We start from the raw sequence: 20,144 nt of genomic DNA, 5'->3' as shown, positions 1-20,144 counted from the left end.
CGTCTGTCATCGCGCTGGGCTATCGTGCGCACCATGAGCGAACCCAAAAGTGCCTTGGTTGTCGATGACGAGCGTGATATCCGCGAGTTGCTTGTTCTCACCCTGGGCCGGATGGGCCTGCGCATCAGCACCGCGGCCAACCTGGCCGAAGCGCGCGAGCTGCTGGCCAACAACCCCTACGACCTCTGCCTGACCGACATGCGCCTGCCCGATGGCAACGGCATCGAACTGGTCACCGAAATCTCAAAGCAGTATCCGCAGACCCCGGTGGCGATGATCACCGCGTTCGGCAGCATGGACCTGGCGGTGGAAGCGCTGAAGGCCGGCGCGTTCGACTTCGTCAGCAAGCCGGTGGACATCAGCGTGTTGCGCGGCCTGGTCAAGCACGCGCTGGAATTGAACAACCGCGACCGCCCCGCCCCACCTCCGCCGCCGCCGGAACAGGCCAGCCGCCTGCTGGGCGACTCCAGCGCGATGGAAAGCCTGCGCGCCACCATCGGCAAAGTCGCGCGCAGCCAGGCGCCGGTTTACATCGTCGGCGAATCGGGCGTGGGCAAGGAACTGGTCGCACGCACCATCCATGAACAAGGCGCACGCGCAGCCGGCCCGTTCGTGCCTGTGAACTGCGGCGCCATTCCCGCCGAACTGATGGAGAGCGAATTCTTCGGCCACAAGAAAGGCAGCTTCACCGGCGCGCATGCCGACAAGCCCGGCCTGTTCCAGGCCGCGCATGGCGGCACGCTGTTTCTGGACGAAGTGGCCGAATTGCCGCTGCAGATGCAGGTCAAACTACTGCGCGCCATCCAGGAGAAATCGGTGCGCCCGGTCGGCGCCTCTACCGAATCGCTGGTGGACGTGCGCATTCTCTCGGCCACCCACAAGGACCTCGGTGACCTGGTCTCCGACGGCCGTTTCCGCCACGACCTGTACTATCGCATCAACGTGATCGAACTGCGCGTGCCGCCGCTGCGCGAACGCAGCGGCGACCTGCCGCAACTGGCCGCCGCCATCATCGCGCGCCTGGCACGCAGCCACGGCCGCCCGATTCCGCTGCTGACCCAATCCGCGCTCGACGCGCTGGACACATACGGCTTCCCCGGCAACGTGCGCGAACTGGAAAACATCCTCGAACGCGCCCTGGCCCTGGCCGAAGACGACCAGATCAGCGCCAGCGATCTGCGCCTACCCGCCCACGGCGGCCACCGCCTCGCCGCCAGCCCCGGCAGCGCCGCCATCGAACCGCGCGAAGCCGTGGTCGACATCGATCCCGCCTCGGCCGCCCTGCCCTCTTACATCGAGCAACTCGAGCGCGCCGCGATCCAGAAAGCGCTGGAGGAGAATCGTTGGAACAAGACCAGAACCGCCGCGCAGCTAGGCATCACGTTTCGTGCGCTGCGCTACAAGCTGAAGAAGTTGGGGATGGAGTGAGGGGTGGGTACACCAAATCTCACCCTCGCCCATCCGGGTATAATTGCGATAGCCACGTGTCCGAGAAGTCGCCATGAAAAAGCCTAGACTAGAGACCGTTGTCGAGCATTATCGCGCCACCCGCAGAGACAACTTTGCCGCCAGCCAACGTCTGGAAGGCATTAAAACCCCTGACACAGCCGCAAACAATCAGAACCCCTTACCCAGCAAAGATGCATTGCGCAAGAAGTACTTGGCACTTTCCCGCCCAGGATGAAAGGCAAGTATGCGGTCGTTGCTGACCCTGCCTGCTATCCCGGCACACGTGTTCTCCGGAACAAACTGAACATCGTCGACCCGGATATGTTGGAGGCGGCTGAAGCCGCCTTCGCAGCAACCGCAGTGCAATCCATCGAAATAGGCGCGCCGCCATTCGATCTTGCTTATCTTTGCAGCCTACATCGGCAACTGTTCGATGAAGTCTACGATTGGGCAGGCATGCTCAGAACCGTGGATATCGCCAAGGGCGCCACGCGATTTTGCATCAGCAGTCGCATAGAAGCCGAAGCGAATCGCGTTCTGAGCCAGCTGGACGCTACCGATCCGACCACGCTGCCTCGCTCCGCACAGATACAGTTGGTCGCGGAGCTCTATGGCGAACTGAACATGATTCACCCCTTCCGTGAGGGCAACGGTCGGACTCAGCGCCTATTCTTTGAGCATTGGTTGCTGCTCAATGGACTGGCGGTCTCGTGGAAGCATGTGAGCGCAGGCACCTGGGTTGCAGCCTGCATCGCTGCAGTGTCATGCGATTACGCCCCGCTGGAAGAAGTATTCGATAGTTGCATCACGCAGATCGAAGAACCGTCAGTCGATCAGGATGACGACTGACGCTCCATTCAATCCTTGGTCACCCGATTGATCTCAGCCAGGCTCGTCACCCCATGCGCCGCCTTGACCAGCGCCGACTGCCGCAAATCGCGGATGCCGATCCTCTGCGCCGCCTCGGCGATCTGCATCGCGTTACCGCCTTCCAGCACGATCGCGCCGATCTCGTCGGTCATCGGCATCACCTGATAGATACCGGTACGGCCCTTGTAGCCTTCGGTGCACTCATCGCAGCCGACCGCCTCGTACAGTTCGATTCCGGCAGCGACCTGCTCTGCGGTGAACCCTTCGGCAAGCAGCGCGTGCTCCGGCAGCGGTGCCTTGCGCTTGCAGTTGTTGCACAAGCGCCGCGCCAGGCGCTGCGCAACAACCAAGGTCACCGACGAAGTGATGTTGTACGGCGCAATGCCCATGTTCATCAGGCGCGCAATGGTCTGCGGCGCATCGTTGGTGTGCAGCGTGGACAACACCATGTGGCCGGTCTGGGCCGCCTTGATTGCGATCTCGGCCGTCTCCAGATCGCGGATTTCGCCGACCATGATGATGTCCGGATCCTGGCGCAGGAACGAGCGCAGCGCCGCCGCGAAGGTCATGCCGCGCTTGACGTTCTGCTGCACCTGATTCACACCAGGCAAGCGGATTTCGACCGGATCCTCGGCCGTGGAGATATTGCGCGTCTCATCGTTGAGGATGCCAAGCGCCGTATACAACGACACCGTCTTGCCCGAACCGGTTGGCCCGGTCACCAGCACCATCCCGTAGGGCTTGTGGATCGCATCCAGGAACAGCTTTTGCTGATCCGCCTCATAGCCCAGCTTCTCGATCCCCAGCTTGGCCGCACTGGCGTCCAGAATACGCAGCACCACCTTCTCGCCGAACAGGGTCGGCAAGGTGCTCACACGGAAGTCGATCTGCTTGGTCTTGGACAGGTTGAGCTTGATGCGCCCGTCCTGCGGCACCCGCTTCTCGGCGATGTCCAGCTGCGACATCACCTTCAGGCGCGCCGCAATGCGCTGACTCAGCTTTACCGGCGCCTTGGCTACGTTCTTCAGCAAGCCGTCGATCCGCAACCGCACCCGGTAATCGTCTTCATAGGGCTCGAAATGGATGTCGGAGGCACCCCGCCGAATCGCATCCACCAGCACCTTGTTGACGAACTTCACCACCGGCGTGTCGTCGCCCTTGGCATCGACCCCGGAATCCCCGCCGGCGCCCATGTCCTCGTCTCCGGTGGAGACGTCCAGATCCCCCATCCCCTCGTCGTCGTCACCCATCGACGAGCTAAGCGCAGAATTACTGGCTTGCCATTGCTCCAGGGTGCGACGGATCTGGTCTTCGTCGACCAGAATCGGCTCAACTACCAGGTTCGTGTGGAATTTGATGTCATCCAGCGCCCTGGTCTGGGTCGGGTTGCTCACCCCCACAAACAACCGGTTGCCGCGCTTGAAAAGCGGCAGCACCTGGTACTTCTGGAGCAACTCCTCACTAACTAGCTTGACCGCGTTCTGGCTAGTGTCGAACACCGACACATCCATCAACGGCATGCCGAATTCAACGGCATTGGCCGCCGCCAGCTGCGACGCCGACACCAGCTTCTTCTCGGCAAACCACTGCGGCAACGGCACCTTGGCAGCGGCCGCCTGTTCCATCGCCGTCCGCGCAGCGGCTTCCTCCAGGGCGCCATCCTGCACAAGGCGACGAGCGATGCCGGTGATGCCAACTAGGTTGATGGTAGCTACTGAATTCATCGTTTGATTCCCGCTGATGTCCCCATCTCCCCGGTCATCGGGACGATGCTCCATATTTATACTCGGTCAACATTCTCAGATCAGTATTGACCTCGACTGGTCGCCCGGCCCGCTCTTCCACCACATCAACGTCTACGAGATCGGCCGCGGTGACCTTCCGCACAGCGGCCACATCAGACGCATTGGCCGGATCAAAGACCGGCCGGCCATGCATTCGGGTCGCGTAAATGGCTTCGCCACCAGCGCGAAGCGTATCGCGGAAGTCGCGCCGTGACATGATGACACTGTTGCCAAACAGATAGGCCTGCGGAAACTCTGAAGCTGCTGTCTTGAGGACCTCTGGAGACCCAGTGGCATTCACCAACGCTACGCCTGAATCGGACAGATGCGCGCCAACCAGGCGAAAGAACTCCTGCGAGAGAAGCGTCGTCGCACCAGAACGCCAGTGGAAGGTACTGTTTACCACGACCGTATCGTAGCGCGCGCGTCCTTGTGCCCTCAACCAGCGACGACCGTCGTCGATATGGATGTGGACACGCGGATCCTGCAGGATCGGTGCGACCTGTGGGTGACCGGCGATCAACTCGAGATAGCCCGGATGGATCTCGACAACGTCCACGCGCTCCACAGTCGGGAATGATGCAATCACACGCGTCCAGCTGCCGCCGCTAAGACCGATCACGAGCACACGCTTGGGATTCGGCACAGCCGCCATGGCTGCATAGACACGATCGATCTTGTTGCTGTTCAATCGCAGATCGACGTTGATGCGCCCGTCGTACACGTTGCCGCCAAATACGATGTCTCCCTGTGGGTCGGCGATCGTATGGATGATTCCTTCCTTGCGCTCCAGCAGCCAGTCGGCTTTAGCCCCCCGTCGCCATCACGATGCGGCTGGCAAGCGCTGGCAAGCGCTGGCAATGCAGGCTGGAGTACAAGTGCCGCAATCGCGACCACCACTGCAGGCACCGCCAGTAGGCGAAGGCCGGCCATCCACATCCCTGCCACCGCGGTGACAGTGGCGACACCTACGAAAAGCTGCTCCATCGCCATCACGTCCATCAGCCAGAGCGTGACGATCAGTGGACCGAGGGTACATCCCGCCACATTGGCGAAGTAGACCTTGGAGAACGACCCCCTTTCCACGCCACTGCATCATTGCTGCCCAGATGGTGCACCACCGGGAACAATGCACTCTTCAGCGCAGCGGTTGCGATCACCAGAGGCAGCATTGCCACAGTCACGGGAAGAAAACCGATCCCCCAAGAAAACAGGAAAGGGGCGGCGATATCGACCAGCGCGGACAGCAACAGCACGAGCGACGCGCGACGCCTGATGTCCAAGACCCGGCCAACGCACAGACGACGCCCCAGCTGCGCTCCTACCGCGATACCCAGAAGATACAACGCAAGGATCATCGCGAATGTCTCTGGCAGACCACCGGTCGCGAATCCCGCAAGCCGCACCCACAGCACCTCCTGCACCAGACTCGCCGCGCCCACAAGGAAAGCAACACCCCGCGGCATCCATTTCAAGCTCATGCCGCCGCCCTCCGTACCAGAAACCATCCGCCGAGGGCGACCGTTGCATTGATGGCTGCCGCCAGCCAGGTGACCTGCCGCAAGTCCATGATATGAAACAGATAAAGACCGGTCCCGATGGCCCCCGATGCCGCGCCCATCGTATTGGCGAGATAAAGCGAACCTGTCGCCTCACCTACGTTGCGGACAACACGGTCCAGCATGATCACCAGGATCGGCAAGGTCATCCCCATCAAGGTTGTCGGCACGATCAACGCAAACAGTGCACCGAACACGACGACCCCATGCCCAAGCCCACCAGCATGCATCATGACCAGATCGATTACAGCGACACTACATACGCCATAACACGCAATACCAAGCTCCACTGCGAGGAACCATCGCAGTGGACTTGTGGCACGGTCCGCGGCCCAGCCCCCGATCAGCGCCCCGAGCCCAAGCCCTAGCATGAATACCGAGACGATGACCGCGACAGACAGCGTGTCCGCTCCCAGACCCGAAAAAGGACACGCTGCCAGCTCACCTGGTAGATCAATGCCGCAGCACCGGAGAGGAAAAACAACACGCCCAAGGATGAAATCCACCCCGTTTTCCCGGACACATTCGTTGATGAACCGTTCAACACGGACTCCTGTTCAGTGACAGCGGGGAACATCGAGCGGCAGCGACGCGATATCGAGCGGAATACCAGGCTCTGCCGAGGAAAAATCGTGCGATTGGCGGTAGCCGGGCACATCGATACCCGCCAATCGGGTCGTGGTGTCGAAGACCATGGAGGTGGATAACATCGCGTCGGCATTCGCGCGGAGATTCCGAACGGCCTCCAGCGCGTGCTTGAGGTAGGCCTCAGATCCCCACCACACCGCCGCGACGTGATGGGTCGCTGGTGACGACTGGCCGTGCCCGCTTTCGGCGCGACAATCATCGAACAGCGCCTCGCCGTGATCGGCGACATAGAACACCCAGGATGCAGCATCAAGTTTCCCGAGCTGACCGATCAGGCCATCAAGGAAGCGATCGGTGGCGCGGATCGAGTTGTCGTATCCATTGACCAGGTACTCCTTGTGATCCGGGTCATACAACCTGGCATCGCCATGTTCCGGCTTGTCCGGCAGGAAGACCGCATCCTCGGGGCGGTACCGGTCCCGATAGCGGAAGTGACTGCCCATCGTATGGATCACCAGGAACAGATCGCGCTGGTCGGCGGCAAGGAGACGCCTGACGTGCGGCAGCAGATCCTCGTCGCGGACGCCTGCGTGGCGATAGTCGACCGGGCTGACAAAGCGCACTTCATCGGCATCCTTGGCCAGAACCGTAATAGGCGAATCATGGAACCCCATTGGCGCCTGATTGGAGAGCCACACCGTGTGATAGCCGGCTTCGCGGGCCGCCTGCAACAGCGAGCGCTCACCGAAGGTAGCTTCGACCGAACCCGGCGGCTTGCGGCTCAGAATCACGGGCACCGACAGCCGGGTGAAGGTGGCTCGCGAGTAGAACCTCGTAAAGCTGATCAGGTCATTGCGACTCGAAAGCCGAGGCGTACTGTCACGACTGTAGCCGTTCAGCGCCCAATGATCGGCTCGACCTGTCTCGCCGATCACCAGCACATGCACACGCCGTGGCCAGCCCCCACCACCGAGCGGCTGGCTCCGAACCGAAAGCTTTCAAGGCCGGCATCAGCAGCGACCAGTTCTCGACGCTGCCGGAAATACTCCCAGATGACCAACGGCATCCCCGTCGGGTACCCCCGCCGCAAGGCCTCCATGCGTTCCAAGGATGGCTGATCGAAAGCGGCACCCACTGGCGTCTCGTGCAAGCCTTCGAATGCAACGACGATTGCCAGCAGCGCCGCACCTACGCCACCGCCGAATAATGCAAGCCGCCTGCCTGGCCATCGCAGAAGTTGCGGCGGCCACAGCATCAGCCCTCCCCAGATCACAACAATCAAGCCCCAGCCAAACAGAAGGCGTGCAGGCACTGAGTGCAATAATGGCAAAGCTTCGCCACTGGTGGTCTCGGAGACCAACGCGAGGGCGTTGACGTCCAGCATTCCCCGAAGCGCAGCAGCATCTCCACCTGCAGAATCGCGCCGGCACTGATGAGCGCCAACCAAGTGCAGGTCACGCGCGGTAGCCTCCTCAGGGGCGAGACCGAAACAACCAGGCCCGCCAACGCATACAACGCAGATATCCCGACGTCATCGCCCCCGTTCACGATCAACATGACAACGGGGGTCAAACTGACTGACACGAAAAAATTGCCCCTACTAGCGCCCGTTTGCCCCGCAACACGATATGCCCCCAGAAAAAGAGGCCCCGCGTCGCGGGGCCTCTACAAGCTACTCGTCTGAACCTATCAGGTGCCCGAGTTACGGCACTCCGCCGGCAGGTACTTGACGTTGATGGCGGAAGAGCAGGTCCACTTCAGCTGGCCACCACCGACATCAGTCGGGGTCAGCAGGATGGTACCGGTTGCGTTCGGCACGGTGGAGGTTACAGCGACTTGGCCCGTAGCACTGGTGATGGCGATGCCGCTGACATACTTCGTGGCACCCGGGAATGCGTAGCCCGAATTTGCCGCAGTAACCTGAGCGAGGCCGCCGAGCGACGATGAAGTCTCAGTTACCGCAAGCTTGGCAGGCGCCGACATCGTCAGCGCTTCACTGAGCTTGGCGCGAGTGGTGTAGTCCTGATAAGCCGGCAGCGCGATGGCGGCCAGGATGGCGATGATCGCGACCACGATCATCAGTTCGATAAGTGTAAAGCCTTGCTGCTTCTTCATGGATGCATCCCCTAGAGGTTGTGAGTTTACCGAAATCTCCGGCCCGGGCACTTGGTGCACCCGAGCAGGGCGTGTGTGCAAATCGATACATGCAGATTACGTGCCAATCAGCAGTAGCCGTTCGCTTCTTCTCCCGGGACAATGATGCCAGGCATTCCGGCAAATGAAAGCTCCTCTGCCTTCAAGTGCGACAGGGATGACCATGTGACGCGCAAGGTCAGATTCCGACTACGAGTGGTCACTTCTCAAGACGCCGCAGGTCCATCGATCGATATGATGCCCTTGCCTAGCAAAAACGCTACCATCACTGCGTATTCCGGCCTGGGGATGGCTGGATTTGGGGAGCCAACATGTCAGTCGCGCGTAGCGCAATCAAGAAGCAACCGGTCGACCGGAACACAGGCATGCTGCAGACCTTCATTTGGGAAGGGGCTGACAAGCGTGGCGTGAAGATGAAGGGAGAGCAGCCAGCCCGTAACGCCAATATGTTGCGAGCAGAGCTGCGCCGTCAGGGCATCGTGCCCAGCATGGTGAAGCAAAAGCCGAAGCCCCTGTTCGGAGCGGCGGGCAAGAAAATTACCGCCAAAGACATTGCGTTCTTCAGCCGTCAGATGGCGACGATGATGAAGTCGGGCGTGCCCATCGTCAGTTCTCTGGAGATCATCGGCGAGGGACACAAGAACCCACGCATGAAGAAGATGGTCGGCCAGGTCAGGACTGACATCGAGGGGGGATCCTCGCTCTACGAGTCCATCAGCAAACATCCCGTCCAGTTTGACGAGCTCTACCGCAACCTTGTCCGCGCGGGCGAAGGTGCCGGCGTACTGGAGACAGTCCTCGAAACGGTCGCTACCTACAAAGAAAACATTGAAGCCCTAAAGGGCAAGATCAAAAAGGCAATGTTCTACCCTGCCATGGTGGTTGCGGTGGCAATCATCGTGAGTGCGATTTTGCTCATCTTCGTGGTGCCTCAGTTCGAAGAAGTATTCAAGAGCTTCGGTGCCGAACTACCGGCATTCACTCAGCTTCTCGTCAACGCATCGCGCTTCATGGTCAGCTATTGGTGGTTGATGCTGATGGTGACAGTTGGATCTATCGTTGGCTTCATCTTTGCCTACAAACGTTCTCCACGGATACAGCATGGACTCGATCGATTGATCCTCAAGGTGCCCGTAATCGGGCAGATCATGCACAACAGTGCGATTGCACGCTTTGCACGGACAACTGCAGTGACATTCAAAGCAGGCGTTCCTCTAGTGGAGGCACTTGGGATCGTAGCTGGCGCTACTGGCAATAAGCTTTATGAGGAGGCTGTTTTCAGGATGCGGGACGATGTGTCTGTGGGTTACCCGGTCAACATGGCGATGAAACAGGTGAACCTATTTCCACACATGGTTATTCAAATGACTGCGATTGGCGAAGAAGCCGGCGCGCTTGATGCAATGCTCTTCAAAGTGGCTGAATACTTTGAGGAGGAGGTCAACAATGCCGTGGATGCACTCAGCAGTCTGCTTGAACCACTGATCATGGTGTTCATCGGCACCATCGTCGGCGGCATGGTCATCGGCATGTATCTTCCGATCTTCAAACTCGGCGCAGTGGTTGGATAAGACGTAATGGCATTTCTCGACCAGCATCCCGGTCTCGGCTTTCCCGCCGCGGCCGGACTGGGACTGCTGATCGGCAGCTTCCTGAACGTGGTGATCCTGCGCTTGCCCAAGCGTATGGAGTGGCAGTGGCGGCGCGATGCGCGCGAGATCCTGGAACTGCCGGACATCTACGAGCCGCCGCCGCCGGGGATCGTGGTGGAGCCCTCGCACGATCCGGTGACCGGCGACAAGCTCAAATGGTGGGAGAACATCCCGCTCTTTAGCTGGCTGATGCTGCGCGGCAAGTCGCGCTATAGCGGCAAGCCCATCTCCATCCAGTACCCATTGGTCGAGTTGCTGACCTCGATCCTGTGCGTGGCCAGCGTCTGGCGCTTCGGCTTCGGCTGGCAGGGCTTTGGCGCGATCGTGCTGAGCTGCTTTCTGGTGGCGATGTCGGGCATCGACCTGCGCCACAAGCTGCTGCCGGATCAGCTGACCTTGCCGCTGATGTGGTTAGGCTTGGTCGGCTCGATGGACAACCTGTACATGCCGGCCAAGCCCGCCCTGCTGGGCGCGGCGGTGGGCTATGTCTCGCTATGGACGGTGTGGTGGCTGTTCAAACAGCTCACCGGTAAGGAAGGCATGGGCCACGGCGACTTCAAGCTGCTGGCCGCACTCGGCGCGTGGTGCGGGCTGAAAGGCATCCTGCCGATCATCCTGATCTCCTCGCTGGTCGGCGCCATCCTCGGCTCGATCTGGCTGGTCGCCAAGGGCCGCGACCGTGCCACCCCGATCCCGTTCGGCCCCTACCTGGCCATCGCCGGTTGGGTGGTGTTCTTCTGGGGCAACGATCTGGTGGACGGCTACCTGCACTTCGCAGGCTTGCGTTGACCGGGGCACGGCGATGAGCGACTTCATCGTCGGTCTCACGGGTGGCATCGCCTCCGGCAAGAGCGCCCTGGCCGCTGAGTTTAAGAAGCTGGGCGTGCCGGTGATCGATGCCGATGTGGTTGCGCGGCAGGTGGTGGCGCCTGGTCTCATACTTGATGCCATCACGAACCGCTTTGGCCAAGGCATTTTGTTGCCGGATGGCACGCTGGATCGGCAGGCCTTACGCAACATCGTCTTCGCGGATCCAACCGAGCGGAAAGCGCTCGAAGCGATCACCCATCCTGCCATTCGCACCGAATTGCAGCGCGCGGCGAAAGCGGCCAATCACCCCTACGCTATCGTGGCAATCCCGTTACTCGCTGAAGCAGGGGCACGGGCGGCCTATCCCTGGCTCAACCGCATCCTGGTCGTCGACGTACCGGTTGCGCTTCAACACGCCCGCCTGATGCAACGCGACGGCAGTACGTCGGCCCTTGCCGATCAGATGATTGCAGCACAAACCTCTCGCGCACAACGGCTGGCCATTGCCGATGATGTGGCAAGCAATGAGGGCAATACGGACCAGTTGGCGCAACACGCGCAACGACTGGATGCGACTTACAGAGCGGCGCTTCAAACCCATCGAATCGAGAACTAACGTTTGATACTCCCGTATGCGATATGCGCCACGGCCGAACGGCCACCATCACATCGGTGAAAAATGATTTGGATGCAATGCATGGAACCCACTATTCCTGCACAGCAGGCCTGCCGGTACATGTGGCATGCGCCACTAACAGCGTGATGCATTCGAATGCCGAATCAGGAAAGTCACCTTTCGCCTGATTTACTTCCCTGCAATTGACATTGCAAACAACCAGTAGCAACCTCTGCCTCAAGGAGCGTAGAAACTCCTCTCATAGCGGTACCCACCTCCGTCAAACCGGTGGGTTTTCTGTGCCTGCCTGCAGGTACAAGCCGACGCGATGCCTGCGTCGGGAGGGCGGCTAATACAACACTCCTCCGGGAGGAATACGCCCGCCGGCTATGAGCGGTTTCTAACCTCCCGACATCCCGTCGCCGGCCGGCGACGGTGCCTGTTCTTCGAAGGAGGCGTTGTCATGACAGATGCATCGGTATTGGAGATTGGTGGGCATCGTCGCTCCATGGTGCTGGCGGAGGTGAGGCGATGAGCAGGGCGCAGTCTCCAAGCTCCAAGCGGTCCAAGCAGGATGCCAAACGCACCGCTACCGCCAAGCAGCCTGAGCGCGCGATCAATGCACAGCCCGTGCGGTTGGTTCCGTCGCCCACGCTCGATGTGGACAACCTCGACTTCGATAATCGCCCCAGGCACCGCGTGGACGATCTGCCACCACGTCCGCCCCGCAAGGCGCGCACGCCCACGCGCTGCACGGTGGGTTATGCGTTCTACGAGGCGGAGCCGGGCCGGCCGCACAGCCAGCGCATTCCCAGTGTGCGCTTGCGCGGGCTGTGGCTGGAGCAGTTGGGGTTTGCGGTTGGCTGCAAGCTGCAGATCACTGCGCGCGAGGGAGAATTGGTGGTGACGGTGGAGCGCGCACCCTCGCAATGAACGAGCGACACCTCAACGTAATGACATCGACATTACGGAGGCGCTACACTGCGCCGACTAGCAGGAGCCAACGCCATGTCCACACCCAACACTACGCCCGGCAAGCGCGAAACCTTGAATCTCCGCATCAAGCCCGAGGAACGCAGCCTGATCGACCGGGCCGCCAAGGCGCGCGGGAAGAACCGCACCGATTTCGTGCTGGACGCGGCGCGCTCGGCTGCCGAGGAAGCCTTGCTGGACCAGACCCTTATCGCGGCCAGCCCGGACGCCTACGCCGCCTTTCTGGCACGGCTGGACATGCCGCCGCAGCCGAACGCGCGCCTGCGCAAGACGATGCAGACGCCCGCTCCTTGGGAGAAGGCATGACGGTATCGGCGCCGGAACCGCTGACAGCGCATCACCGGGTCGAACCGTTCGCATCGGGCGTGGAGAGCCTGGATCACTGGCTCAAGCGCCGCGCCCTGAAAAATCAGGCGACCGGTGCGTCACGGACCTTTGTTGCCTGCGCGGATGACCGCGTGGTGGCCTATTACGCCTTGGCCTCGAGTGCGGTCGCCGTGGACGCGACGCCCGGCCGCTTCCGTCGCAACATGCCGGACCCGATCCCCGTGGTGGTGCTTGGCAGGCTTGCTGTCGACCAATCCCTGCACGGCAGAGGGTTTGGTCGCGCCCTGGTACGGGATGCAGGCAAGCGCGTCCTGCATGCAGCCGACACCATTGGCATTCGCGGGCTGCTCGTGCATGCGCTCTCGACGGACGCCAAGGCGTTTTACGAGCGCATCGGCTTCGAACCTTCCCCGCTGGATCCCATGGTGCTGGTCGTCACGCTGGAAGACCTGAAAGCCAGTCTGTGATCTGGTCGAGGGACGCGGTAGAAGGTGGGAGATAGTCGCGGAAGGTGGTGCGCTTCATGATTCCAGAACTGCCACCAATCGCCGGGTGAAGCTTTGCCGGTAAAGCCCTCGCGCACGAGTGCGCTCCTACAAAAGCGCGCGTGGCTGGTTAGCGATGGAAGGCCAGTGTTGCGATGACGCCGCGCTCCTGGCCTGGGCGCACGCTGACGCGCCAGCCGTAGAGGTCGCACAGCCTGCTGACGATCGACAGGCCGATGCCGCCGCCTTGCGAGTGGCCGGCGTGGGTGCCGCGGTAGCCGCGCTGGAACAGTTTGGCGGCGTCCTCTTCGCTCAGGCCGGGGCCGGAGTCGATCACCTCTACTGCATCGCTTAGCACGCGCACGCGCACCTGGCCGTCCTGGGTGTACTTGACCGCGTTGCCGATCAGATTGCCCAGCGCCACGGACAAGGCGGATTCGGGCGCATCGATGACCAGATCGCGTTCGCCTTCCAGCAGTAGTTCCAGCGGTTTGCCGCCGAGTTGGGCGCGGTGCGCGTCGATCAGTTGTTCGGCGACCTTGGCGACATTGCTGCTGCCCTGCCCGCGTTCATTGCGCGAGAGCAGCAGCAGCGAGCCGATCAGGTCGCTGCACTGCAGTTCGGCGCGCTGGATGCGCTGCAAGCGTTGCAGCATCTTTTCGTCGAGATTGGGCTTGGTGAGCAGCAGTTCGGTGGCGCCGCGAATCACCGCCAGCGGAGTGCGCAGTTCGTGGCTGACGTCGGCGTTGAATTCGCGGTCGCGCTGCACCACTTCGGTGAGGCGGGCCGAGTAATCGTCCAGCGCTTCGGCGAGTTGGCCGACCTCGTCATCGGGGAAATGCGCTGCAAGTGGTTTAGGCTCGCTGGTGCCGCCGCGGTAGGCACGCAGGCGCGCGGCCAGATCCGAGACCGGGCGCATCACCTTGGACGCGGACCACCAGCCGATCACCAACGAAAAACCGCTGAACACCAGCACCGAGAGCATCAGCGTGCGCTTGAGCTGGATCTCGCCCTTGATGGTCTGGGTCATGTCGTAGGCGAGGAAAAACCACTCGCTCGGCGTCTTGCGCACCGCCAACTTGTACGAATACGCGTTGCCGCCCTCGTCCACGCCGGAGATGGTGTGGATGCCGTCGGGCAGCTGGTACCACTCGGGCTGCTCCAGGCGCAGCGCTTCGAATTTGTCGCTTTTGACCACCCGCCCACGCATCTGCTGTACCGGCAGATCGGGGTTACGCAACGGGTCGGAATAGAAGCGCTGCGCGAAGGCGTCGATATTGCGGTTCATCACGTCTTCGACCAACTGGTTTTCCACGCGCGAGCGCGCCCAGTTGGTGGCGAAGGCGAACAGTGTGGTCAGGCAGAAGCCCAACAACACGAACGACAGGATGATGCGGCTGCGCAGGCGCCGCCGGTAGCGGCCACGCCTGCGGGCGGGCCGCGCGCCGTTATTGCTTTCAGGCATCGGGCGAGGCGATGCGGTAACCGATGCCGTGACGGGTCTGGATCATCGGCACGTCGAACGGCTTGTCGACCACCGCGCGCAGGCCGTGGATATGCACGCGCAACGAGTCCGAATCGGGCAGTTCTTCGCCCCAGACGCGGGTCTCCAGCTCCTGGCGGGTGACCACGGCCGGCGAGGCTTCCATCAGCGACTGCAGGATCTTCAATGCGGTGGGGTTGAGCTGCAGCAGCTTGCCGCGGCGGCGCACTTCCAGCGTGTCCAGGTTGTATTCCAGATCGCCGGTTTCCAGCACGCGGGTGTGCACGCCCTTGCCGCGACGCGAGAGCGCGTTGAGCCGCACTTCCACTTCCTGCAGCGCGAACGGCTTGATCAGATAGTCGTCGGCGCCGGAGTCGAAGCCGGCCAATTTGTTGTCCAGCGAATCGCGCGCGGTGAGCATCAGCACCGGCGTCTGCTTGCGCGCTTCGTTGCGCAGCTTGCGACACACCTCGATGCCATCCATGCCGGGCAGGTTGAGATCGAGCACGATAGCGTCGAACTCGTGCACCACGGCCAGATGCAGGCCGGTGACGCCGTCGGCGGCGAAATCTACCGTGTGGCCGCGGTCTTCCAGATAGTCGCCAAGATTGGCGGCGATATCGCTGTTGTCTTCAATTACTAGAATGCGCACTGGAACCTCATTGTTGGGTCGTGTACCCGGCTGCGTATGGCAAGGTGCCGTTGCAGCCGCGCGGTCGTCTTGGTTGTTTCAGCAGTTGGCGCCATTCGGCCGCCGAACGTACTGCGTGATGCTCAGCGTTGCTGGTCGTTCCGTCGCTGATTGAGTAAGGAAATGTAGACGTGAACCCCAATCCCGGCAAGCCATCACAAAAAGGCCCAGGTGCCGCTAAGCACCCGGGCCAAAAATGCATCCCGATCACCGTCACTGCCGAGAGCGGAGCTACGGTCGGGAGAGGCTAGCGGGGCAAGGATTAGGGTTTCGTTATTTTTTCGATAAAATGTTAACGCTCCGATCAACGGGCGGCCTGGTCCAGGTGCTCGATTTCCAGGTGCTCGATGATCGCGGCGGCCACGTCCACGCCGCAGACGCCCTCTACGCCTTCCAGGCCGGGGGTCGAATTGACCTCCAGCACCAGCGGGCCGCGGTTGGAGCGGATCAGGTCCACCCCGGCCACCGCCAGCCCCAGCGCGCGCGCCGAGCGCACCGCCACTTCCTGCTCCTGCGGGGTGGCTTGCGCCACTGCGGCGGTGCCGCCCAGGTGCAGGTTGGAGCGGAAGTCGCCCTCGGCGGCCTGGCGGCGCATGGAGGCGACCACCCTGTCGCCGACCACGAAACAGCGCAGGTCGGCGCCCTCGGCCTCGCCGATGAATTCCTGCACGATGAAGTTGGCGTACAGCCCGCGCAAGGCTTCGACCACGCCGCGCGAGGCGCTGGCCTTCTCGGTGAGGATCACTCCGGCGCCCTGGGTGCCCTCGTTCAACTTCACCACGTGCGGCGGCGGGCCGAGCATGGACAGCAGGTCCTGGGTGTCGTCCGGGTTGTCGCCGAACACGGTCACCGGCATATCGATGCCTTGCGCGGCCAGCAGTTGATGCGCGCGCAGCTTGTCGCGCGAGCGCAGGATGGCGTCCGAAGGATTGGGCGTGTAGCTGCCCATGAATTCGAGCTGGCGCAACACCGCCGTGGCATAGCGCGTGACCGAGGCACCGATGCGCGGAATCACTGCGTCGAATCCGGTGATCGGCTTGCCCTTGTAGTGCAGGCTGAAGCCATCGGCAGCGATGCGCATGTAGCAGCGCAGCGGGTCGAGGATGCGCACCGTGTGCCCACGCTTGCGCCCGGCCTCGATGAGCCGGCGGGTCGAATACAGCTTGCTGTTGCGGGAAAGGATGGCGATTTTCATCGCGGAGGGTGCGCGGCGCGGCCTGGACATGGTCGGAGTCTAGTGACGAAGTGACCCAAGTCCGTACGTCTGCCGGTCGATCGCGCGTGCGGGCTGCAACCCCGCCCTGCACGCTTCGATCCAACTGGTGTGCGACGGCCCCGAGGAGGGAAAGGCGAAAGCGACGCGGTGATCGATGGAAGCGGCGCATGCATTGCGCAACTTCACTGGTCTGGATGCTAGCAGGGGCGCTGCGCAGCGCTCAAGCAATGCGTGTGCATGCGTTGCGCGGGATGTTGCACGCATGCATCTTCCAGCCTGATTACGCCAGCCAACATAACCCCACTGCAATTCAACCCAAGGCAGCGCAGCGCTATGCAGCGTGGGCATCCACTTCAGCCACGTTGCGCGACGATCACGCAAGCACAGCGGCTGGCGCATGTCGCCCTCACGCCATGCCCCTGTGGCCGTGACGCCTTTTGCACAGGCAAAACCGCAATGCTTGAGTCCCCTAATGCCGGCATGCCGGCGCACCCGAGACTCTCAATGCGACGTCCAGCAAGCGCGGCCTATGCCAACCCCTCCCGCATCCGCCAGGGACGCCCGTTCCCGCGTGGCACGCTCTTCGATGGAACAGGCACCAATTTCGCGCTGTTTTCTGCGCATGCCACGCGCGTGGAGCTGTGCCTGTTCGACGAACAAGGCACCGAGACGCGGGTCGATCTGCCCGAATACACCAACGAGATCTGGCACGGCTATCTGCCCGACGTCAAACCGGGCCAGCGCTACGGCTACCGCGTGCATGGCCCGTACGCGCCGACCGAGGGGCATCGCTTCAACCACAACAAGTTGCTGATGGATCCCTATGCGCGCGAGCTGGATGGCGATCTGGTCTGGGCGGACGAACTCTACGGCTACACCGTGGGTCACCCGGATGGCGACCTGAGCTTCGACGAGCGCGACAGTGCGCCCTTCATGCCCAAGTGCGTGGTGGTCGAAGACACCTACGACTGGGAAGACGACGCACGCCTGCTCAAGCCGTGGAACGAAACGGTGATCTACGAAACCCACGTGCGTGGCTACACCATGCGCAACCCGCAGGTGCCGGAGGCGGTGCGCGGTACGTTTGCCGGCCTGGCGCAGCCGCAGGTGCTGCAATACATCAAGGACCTTGGCGTCACTGCCGTCGAGTTGTTGCCGGTGCATGCGTATCTGGACGACCAGCATCTGCTGGACAAGGACCTGCGCAACTACTGGGGCTACAACACCATCGGCTTTTTCGCACTGAAATCGCGCTATCTGGCCAGCGGGCATCGCGATGAATTCCGCGACATGGTCAAGGCCATGCACAAGCAGGGTCTGGAAGTGATTCTGGACGTGGTCTACAACCACACCGCCGAAGGTAGCGAGCTGGGCCCGACGCTGTCGTTCAAGGGCATCGACAACGCCAGTTACTATCGCCTTGCCGAAGACAAGCGTTATTACATCAACGACACCGGCACCGGTAACACGCTGAATCTAAGCAATTCGCGGGTGATCCAGATGGTCAATGACTCGCTGCGCTATTGGGCCGGCGAGATGCATGTGGACGGATTCCGCTTCGACCTGGCGACCATCCTGGGGCGCGAGCCGAGCGGCTTCGATCAGCGTGGCGGCTTCCTGGATGCCTGCAACCAGGACCCGTTGCTGACGGAAGTGAAGCTGATTGCCGAGCCGTGGGATTGCGGCCCCGGTGGCTATCAGGTGGGTCATTTCCCGCCGGGTTGGTCGGAGTGGAACGACAAGTTCCGCGACAATGCGCGCGAGTTCTGGAAGGGCGAAGACGGCAAGCTCGCCGAGTTTGCCACCCGCTTTACCGGCTCGGCCGATCTGTTCGATCGGCGCGGTCGCCGCCCATGGGCGTCGGTCAACTTCATCACTGCGCATGACGGTTTCACTCTGCGCGATCTGGTGAGCTACAACGAGAAGCACAACATCGCCAACGGCGAGGACAATCGCGACGGTTCGTCCAACGATGGCTCGTGCAACTACGGCGAAGAAGGCGATACCGACAACGCCGAGATCCTGCAGATCCGCGAGCGCCAAATGAAAAACCTGCTCGCCACCTTGCTGCTCTCGCAAGGCACGCCGATGCTGTTGAGCGGCGACGAGCGCGCACAGTCGCAAGGCGGCAATAACAATACCTATTGCCAGGACAACGAGATCACCTGGCTGGATTGGGAAAACGACCCGACCGATGGCCGTTTGACCGAATTCGTCAAGGCGCTTACCGGCTTGCGTAGGCGCTACCCGATCCTGTCGCGCGGTCGCTTTCTCAATGGCCAGTACAACGAAGAGGCCGGCCTGCGCGATCTGACCTGGCTCAATCCCGGCGGCACCGAGATGGACGACGCGCATTGGACCGATGCCGGTGCACGCTCGGTGGGTTTGCTGCTGGAAGGCAAGGCGCAGACCTCGGGCGTCAAGGAACTGGCCAACGACGACACCTTGCTGATCGTCATCAATGCTTACCACGAAGGGGTGACCTTCACCCTGCCCTCGTCCGATGAACCGGTGCACTGGAAGCTGGTGCTCTCCACCGACGAAGCATTGGAAGTGGACATGATGCCGGCCGGCGCCAGCGAGTTCCTGGCACCACCACGCAGCGTGTCGGTGTTCGAGTGCAAGAGCGACCAATAACGTTGTTCAAGAGGTGACACACGCTCGCTGTCTGCTGACATCTGGCAGACAGCGAGCTTTTTTGTGCGCTTTAGAAACCCGCCATATCAATGATGCCAGGATCCAAATGGCTGGCGAACTTTCAGAACGACCGACAAAACTACTGCTACGTTTTGTCAGCCGCTCTCAGTCCTGCTGATACCGCGACGGCAGTTTGATGAAGGCACGCGAGAATTCGGTGACCTGCTCTCTTTTGGCAATTTAAACAAAGCGGCCAAACTTCGGCGCAGCAAAATTCAATCAATCATTGCAACGACTAACAAGCTTTTATCGAAAAAACAGACAAATTCAGACAGCGCTCAAGCTGGAACAGAGCTTCAACCTGGATAGAGCGGAAACCGCTTGTCCGGATGATTGGCTTTCCATTCCTTGTACGAGCTGGTGCCTTCCCAGGCCTTGAAGGCGCGCGGGGTGCGACCACGCCCGGACCAGGTCTCGCCGGAATGCGGGATCCAGTACTTGGCCACCACTTCGCCGGTGGACGATAGCGGGCCCTTGGACTTGCCGGTCATTGCGAGGGACGCGATCTGGCTTTTCTGTTTTGCGTTGAAGCGGCCACCAAACTGGGTCAGCACTTCGACGACCTGATCGAAGGCTTCCAGCGTCTGGGCATATTTCAGCTGGGCTTCTTCCTGTTCGAGCTTACGCAGCTCTTCCAGCAATTGGGCTTTGGCGGCGGCGGAGGGTGAAGCAGGCGGAACCTGGCGCATTGGCAAAACTGAGGTTGGGCGGATCAACGAGTATTGCCGTTGCGCCGGCTAGCGTAAAGCGCTGTGGCCTACGCGAGTCTG

At 61.5% G+C, this 20,144-nt stretch carries 19 protein-coding genes and 1 pseudogene; 10 read left to right on the top strand and 10 right to left on the bottom strand.

The window, feature by feature from the left end; translation table 11 throughout:
* The first annotated feature begins 33 nt into the window (after window positions 1–33).
* The 3 genes from NDY25_RS16785 (at window position 34) to NDY25_RS16775 (ending at window position 2,298) form a co-directional block, all read left to right on the top strand.
* Complete coding sequence (locus NDY25_RS16785; protein ID WP_074058079.1) at window positions 34–1,428, top strand: sigma-54-dependent transcriptional regulator; 1,395 nt, start codon at window positions 34–36, stop codon at window positions 1,426–1,428.
* 73 nt (window positions 1,429–1,501) lie between these two features.
* Window positions 1,502–1,684, top strand: a complete 183-nt coding sequence (locus tag NDY25_RS16780; protein ID WP_074066024.1) for a YhfG family protein — start codon at window positions 1,502–1,504, stop codon at window positions 1,682–1,684.
* Window positions 1,681–2,298, top strand: a complete 618-nt coding sequence (locus NDY25_RS16775) for a Fic/DOC family protein (RefSeq protein WP_168958955.1) — start codon at window positions 1,681–1,683, stop codon at window positions 2,296–2,298. The genes NDY25_RS16780 and NDY25_RS16775 overlap by 4 nt, the downstream gene beginning before the upstream one ends.
* 8 nt (window positions 2,299–2,306) lie before the next feature.
* Here NDY25_RS16775 and pilB read toward each other — a convergent pair whose 3' ends face one another.
* From pilB to NDY25_RS16740, 6 genes and pseudogenes are all read right to left on the bottom strand, one after another.
* A complete protein-coding gene (gene pilB, locus NDY25_RS16770) occupies window positions 2,307–4,043 on the bottom strand; it encodes a type IV-A pilus assembly ATPase PilB (protein WP_256628007.1) in 1,737 nt (578 codons plus the stop codon).
* A gap of 34 nt (window positions 4,044–4,077) precedes the next feature.
* Window positions 4,078–5,611, bottom strand: a pseudogene (locus tag NDY25_RS23030) (spermine/spermidine synthase domain-containing protein).
* Entirely contained in the window at window positions 5,581–6,168 is a 588-nt protein-coding gene (locus NDY25_RS16755; RefSeq protein WP_256627582.1) for a spermidine synthase family protein, read from the bottom strand. Before NDY25_RS16755 ends, NDY25_RS23030 begins: the two are co-directional and overlap by 31 nt.
* 51 nt (window positions 6,169–6,219) lie before the next feature.
* Window positions 6,220–7,191 (bottom strand): phosphoethanolamine transferase, encoded by a 972-nt coding sequence (locus tag NDY25_RS16750; RefSeq protein ID WP_256627581.1) that lies wholly within the window; start codon window positions 7,189–7,191, stop codon window positions 6,220–6,222.
* Window positions 7,182–7,634: a hypothetical protein gene (locus tag NDY25_RS16745; RefSeq protein ID WP_256627580.1), complete on the bottom strand. Its 453-nt coding sequence runs from the start codon at window positions 7,632–7,634 to the stop codon at window positions 7,182–7,184. Before NDY25_RS16745 ends, NDY25_RS16750 begins: the two co-directional genes overlap by 10 nt.
* Window positions 7,635–7,939: 305 nt before the next feature.
* The gene (locus NDY25_RS16740; RefSeq protein WP_168958950.1) at window positions 7,940–8,365 is read right to left on the bottom strand and encodes a pilin; all 426 of its coding nucleotides are present in this window, start codon (window positions 8,363–8,365) and stop codon (window positions 7,940–7,942) included.
* 350 nt (window positions 8,366–8,715) lie between these two features.
* Here NDY25_RS16740 and NDY25_RS16735 point away from each other — a divergent pair, with 350 nt between their 5' ends.
* The 6 genes from NDY25_RS16735 to NDY25_RS16710 all read left to right on the top strand — a co-directional run bounded on the left by NDY25_RS16735 (window position 8,716) and on the right by NDY25_RS16710 (window position 13,269).
* Window positions 8,716–9,975: a type II secretion system F family protein gene (locus tag NDY25_RS16735; RefSeq protein ID WP_168958949.1), complete on the top strand. Its 1,260-nt coding sequence runs from the start codon at window positions 8,716–8,718 to the stop codon at window positions 9,973–9,975.
* A gap of 6 nt (window positions 9,976–9,981) precedes the next feature.
* Window positions 9,982–10,845: a prepilin peptidase gene (locus NDY25_RS16730; protein WP_016849610.1), complete on the top strand. Its 864-nt coding sequence runs from the start codon at window positions 9,982–9,984 to the stop codon at window positions 10,843–10,845.
* A 13-nt stretch (window positions 10,846–10,858) separates the two neighbouring features.
* Window positions 10,859–11,482 carry a dephospho-CoA kinase gene (gene coaE, locus NDY25_RS16725; protein WP_168958948.1) on the top strand — a complete coding sequence of 208 codons (624 nt, stop codon included), beginning with the start codon at window positions 10,859–10,861 and terminating at the stop codon, window positions 11,480–11,482.
* Between the two features lie 531 nt (window positions 11,483–12,013).
* Complete coding sequence (locus NDY25_RS16720) at window positions 12,014–12,415, top strand: SymE family type I addiction module toxin (protein WP_168958947.1); 402 nt, start codon at window positions 12,014–12,016, stop codon at window positions 12,413–12,415.
* A 75-nt stretch (window positions 12,416–12,490) separates the two neighbouring features.
* Window positions 12,491–12,781 carry a type II toxin-antitoxin system TacA family antitoxin gene (locus tag NDY25_RS16715; protein ID WP_168958946.1) on the top strand — a complete coding sequence of 97 codons (291 nt, stop codon included), beginning with the start codon at window positions 12,491–12,493 and terminating at the stop codon, window positions 12,779–12,781.
* Complete coding sequence (locus NDY25_RS16710) at window positions 12,778–13,269, top strand: GNAT family N-acetyltransferase (protein WP_168958945.1); 492 nt, start codon at window positions 12,778–12,780, stop codon at window positions 13,267–13,269. Before NDY25_RS16715 ends, NDY25_RS16710 begins: the two co-directional genes overlap by 4 nt.
* Window positions 13,270–13,417: 148 nt before the next feature.
* Here NDY25_RS16710 and NDY25_RS16705 read toward each other — a convergent pair whose 3' ends face one another.
* From NDY25_RS16705 to rimK, 3 genes are all read right to left on the bottom strand, one after another.
* Window positions 13,418–14,752 (bottom strand): sensor histidine kinase, encoded by a 1,335-nt coding sequence (locus NDY25_RS16705; RefSeq protein ID WP_168958944.1) that lies wholly within the window; start codon window positions 14,750–14,752, stop codon window positions 13,418–13,420.
* Window positions 14,745–15,422 (bottom strand): response regulator transcription factor, encoded by a 678-nt coding sequence (locus tag NDY25_RS16700; protein ID WP_006448355.1) that lies wholly within the window; start codon window positions 15,420–15,422, stop codon window positions 14,745–14,747. Before NDY25_RS16700 ends, NDY25_RS16705 begins: the two co-directional genes overlap by 8 nt.
* A gap of 343 nt (window positions 15,423–15,765) precedes the next feature.
* Window positions 15,766–16,656 (bottom strand): 30S ribosomal protein S6--L-glutamate ligase, encoded by an 891-nt coding sequence (gene rimK, locus NDY25_RS16695; protein WP_484608295.1) that lies wholly within the window; start codon window positions 16,654–16,656, stop codon window positions 15,766–15,768.
* Between the two features lie 525 nt (window positions 16,657–17,181).
* Here rimK and glgX point away from each other — a divergent pair.
* On the top strand, window positions 17,182–19,314 hold the full coding sequence (gene glgX / locus NDY25_RS16690) for a glycogen debranching protein GlgX (RefSeq protein ID WP_168958942.1): 2,133 nt from the start codon (window positions 17,182–17,184) through the stop codon (window positions 19,312–19,314).
* Between the two features lie 356 nt (window positions 19,315–19,670).
* Here the strand turns inward: glgX and NDY25_RS16685 are convergent, their stop codons facing one another.
* The gene (locus tag NDY25_RS16685) at window positions 19,671–20,063 is read right to left on the bottom strand and encodes an H-NS histone family protein (protein WP_055824272.1); all 393 of its coding nucleotides are present in this window, start codon (window positions 20,061–20,063) and stop codon (window positions 19,671–19,673) included.
* Window positions 20,064–20,144: the final 81 nt, after the last annotated feature.

Origin of the sequence: Xanthomonas hortorum pv. pelargonii, from assembly GCF_024499015.1 — a bacterium.
GTDB lineage: Bacteria > Pseudomonadota > Gammaproteobacteria > Xanthomonadales > Xanthomonadaceae > Xanthomonas > Xanthomonas hortorum_B.
Note: the sequence above shows the minus strand (reverse complement) of the source record. Positions and strands in the feature narration are given on the sequence as shown.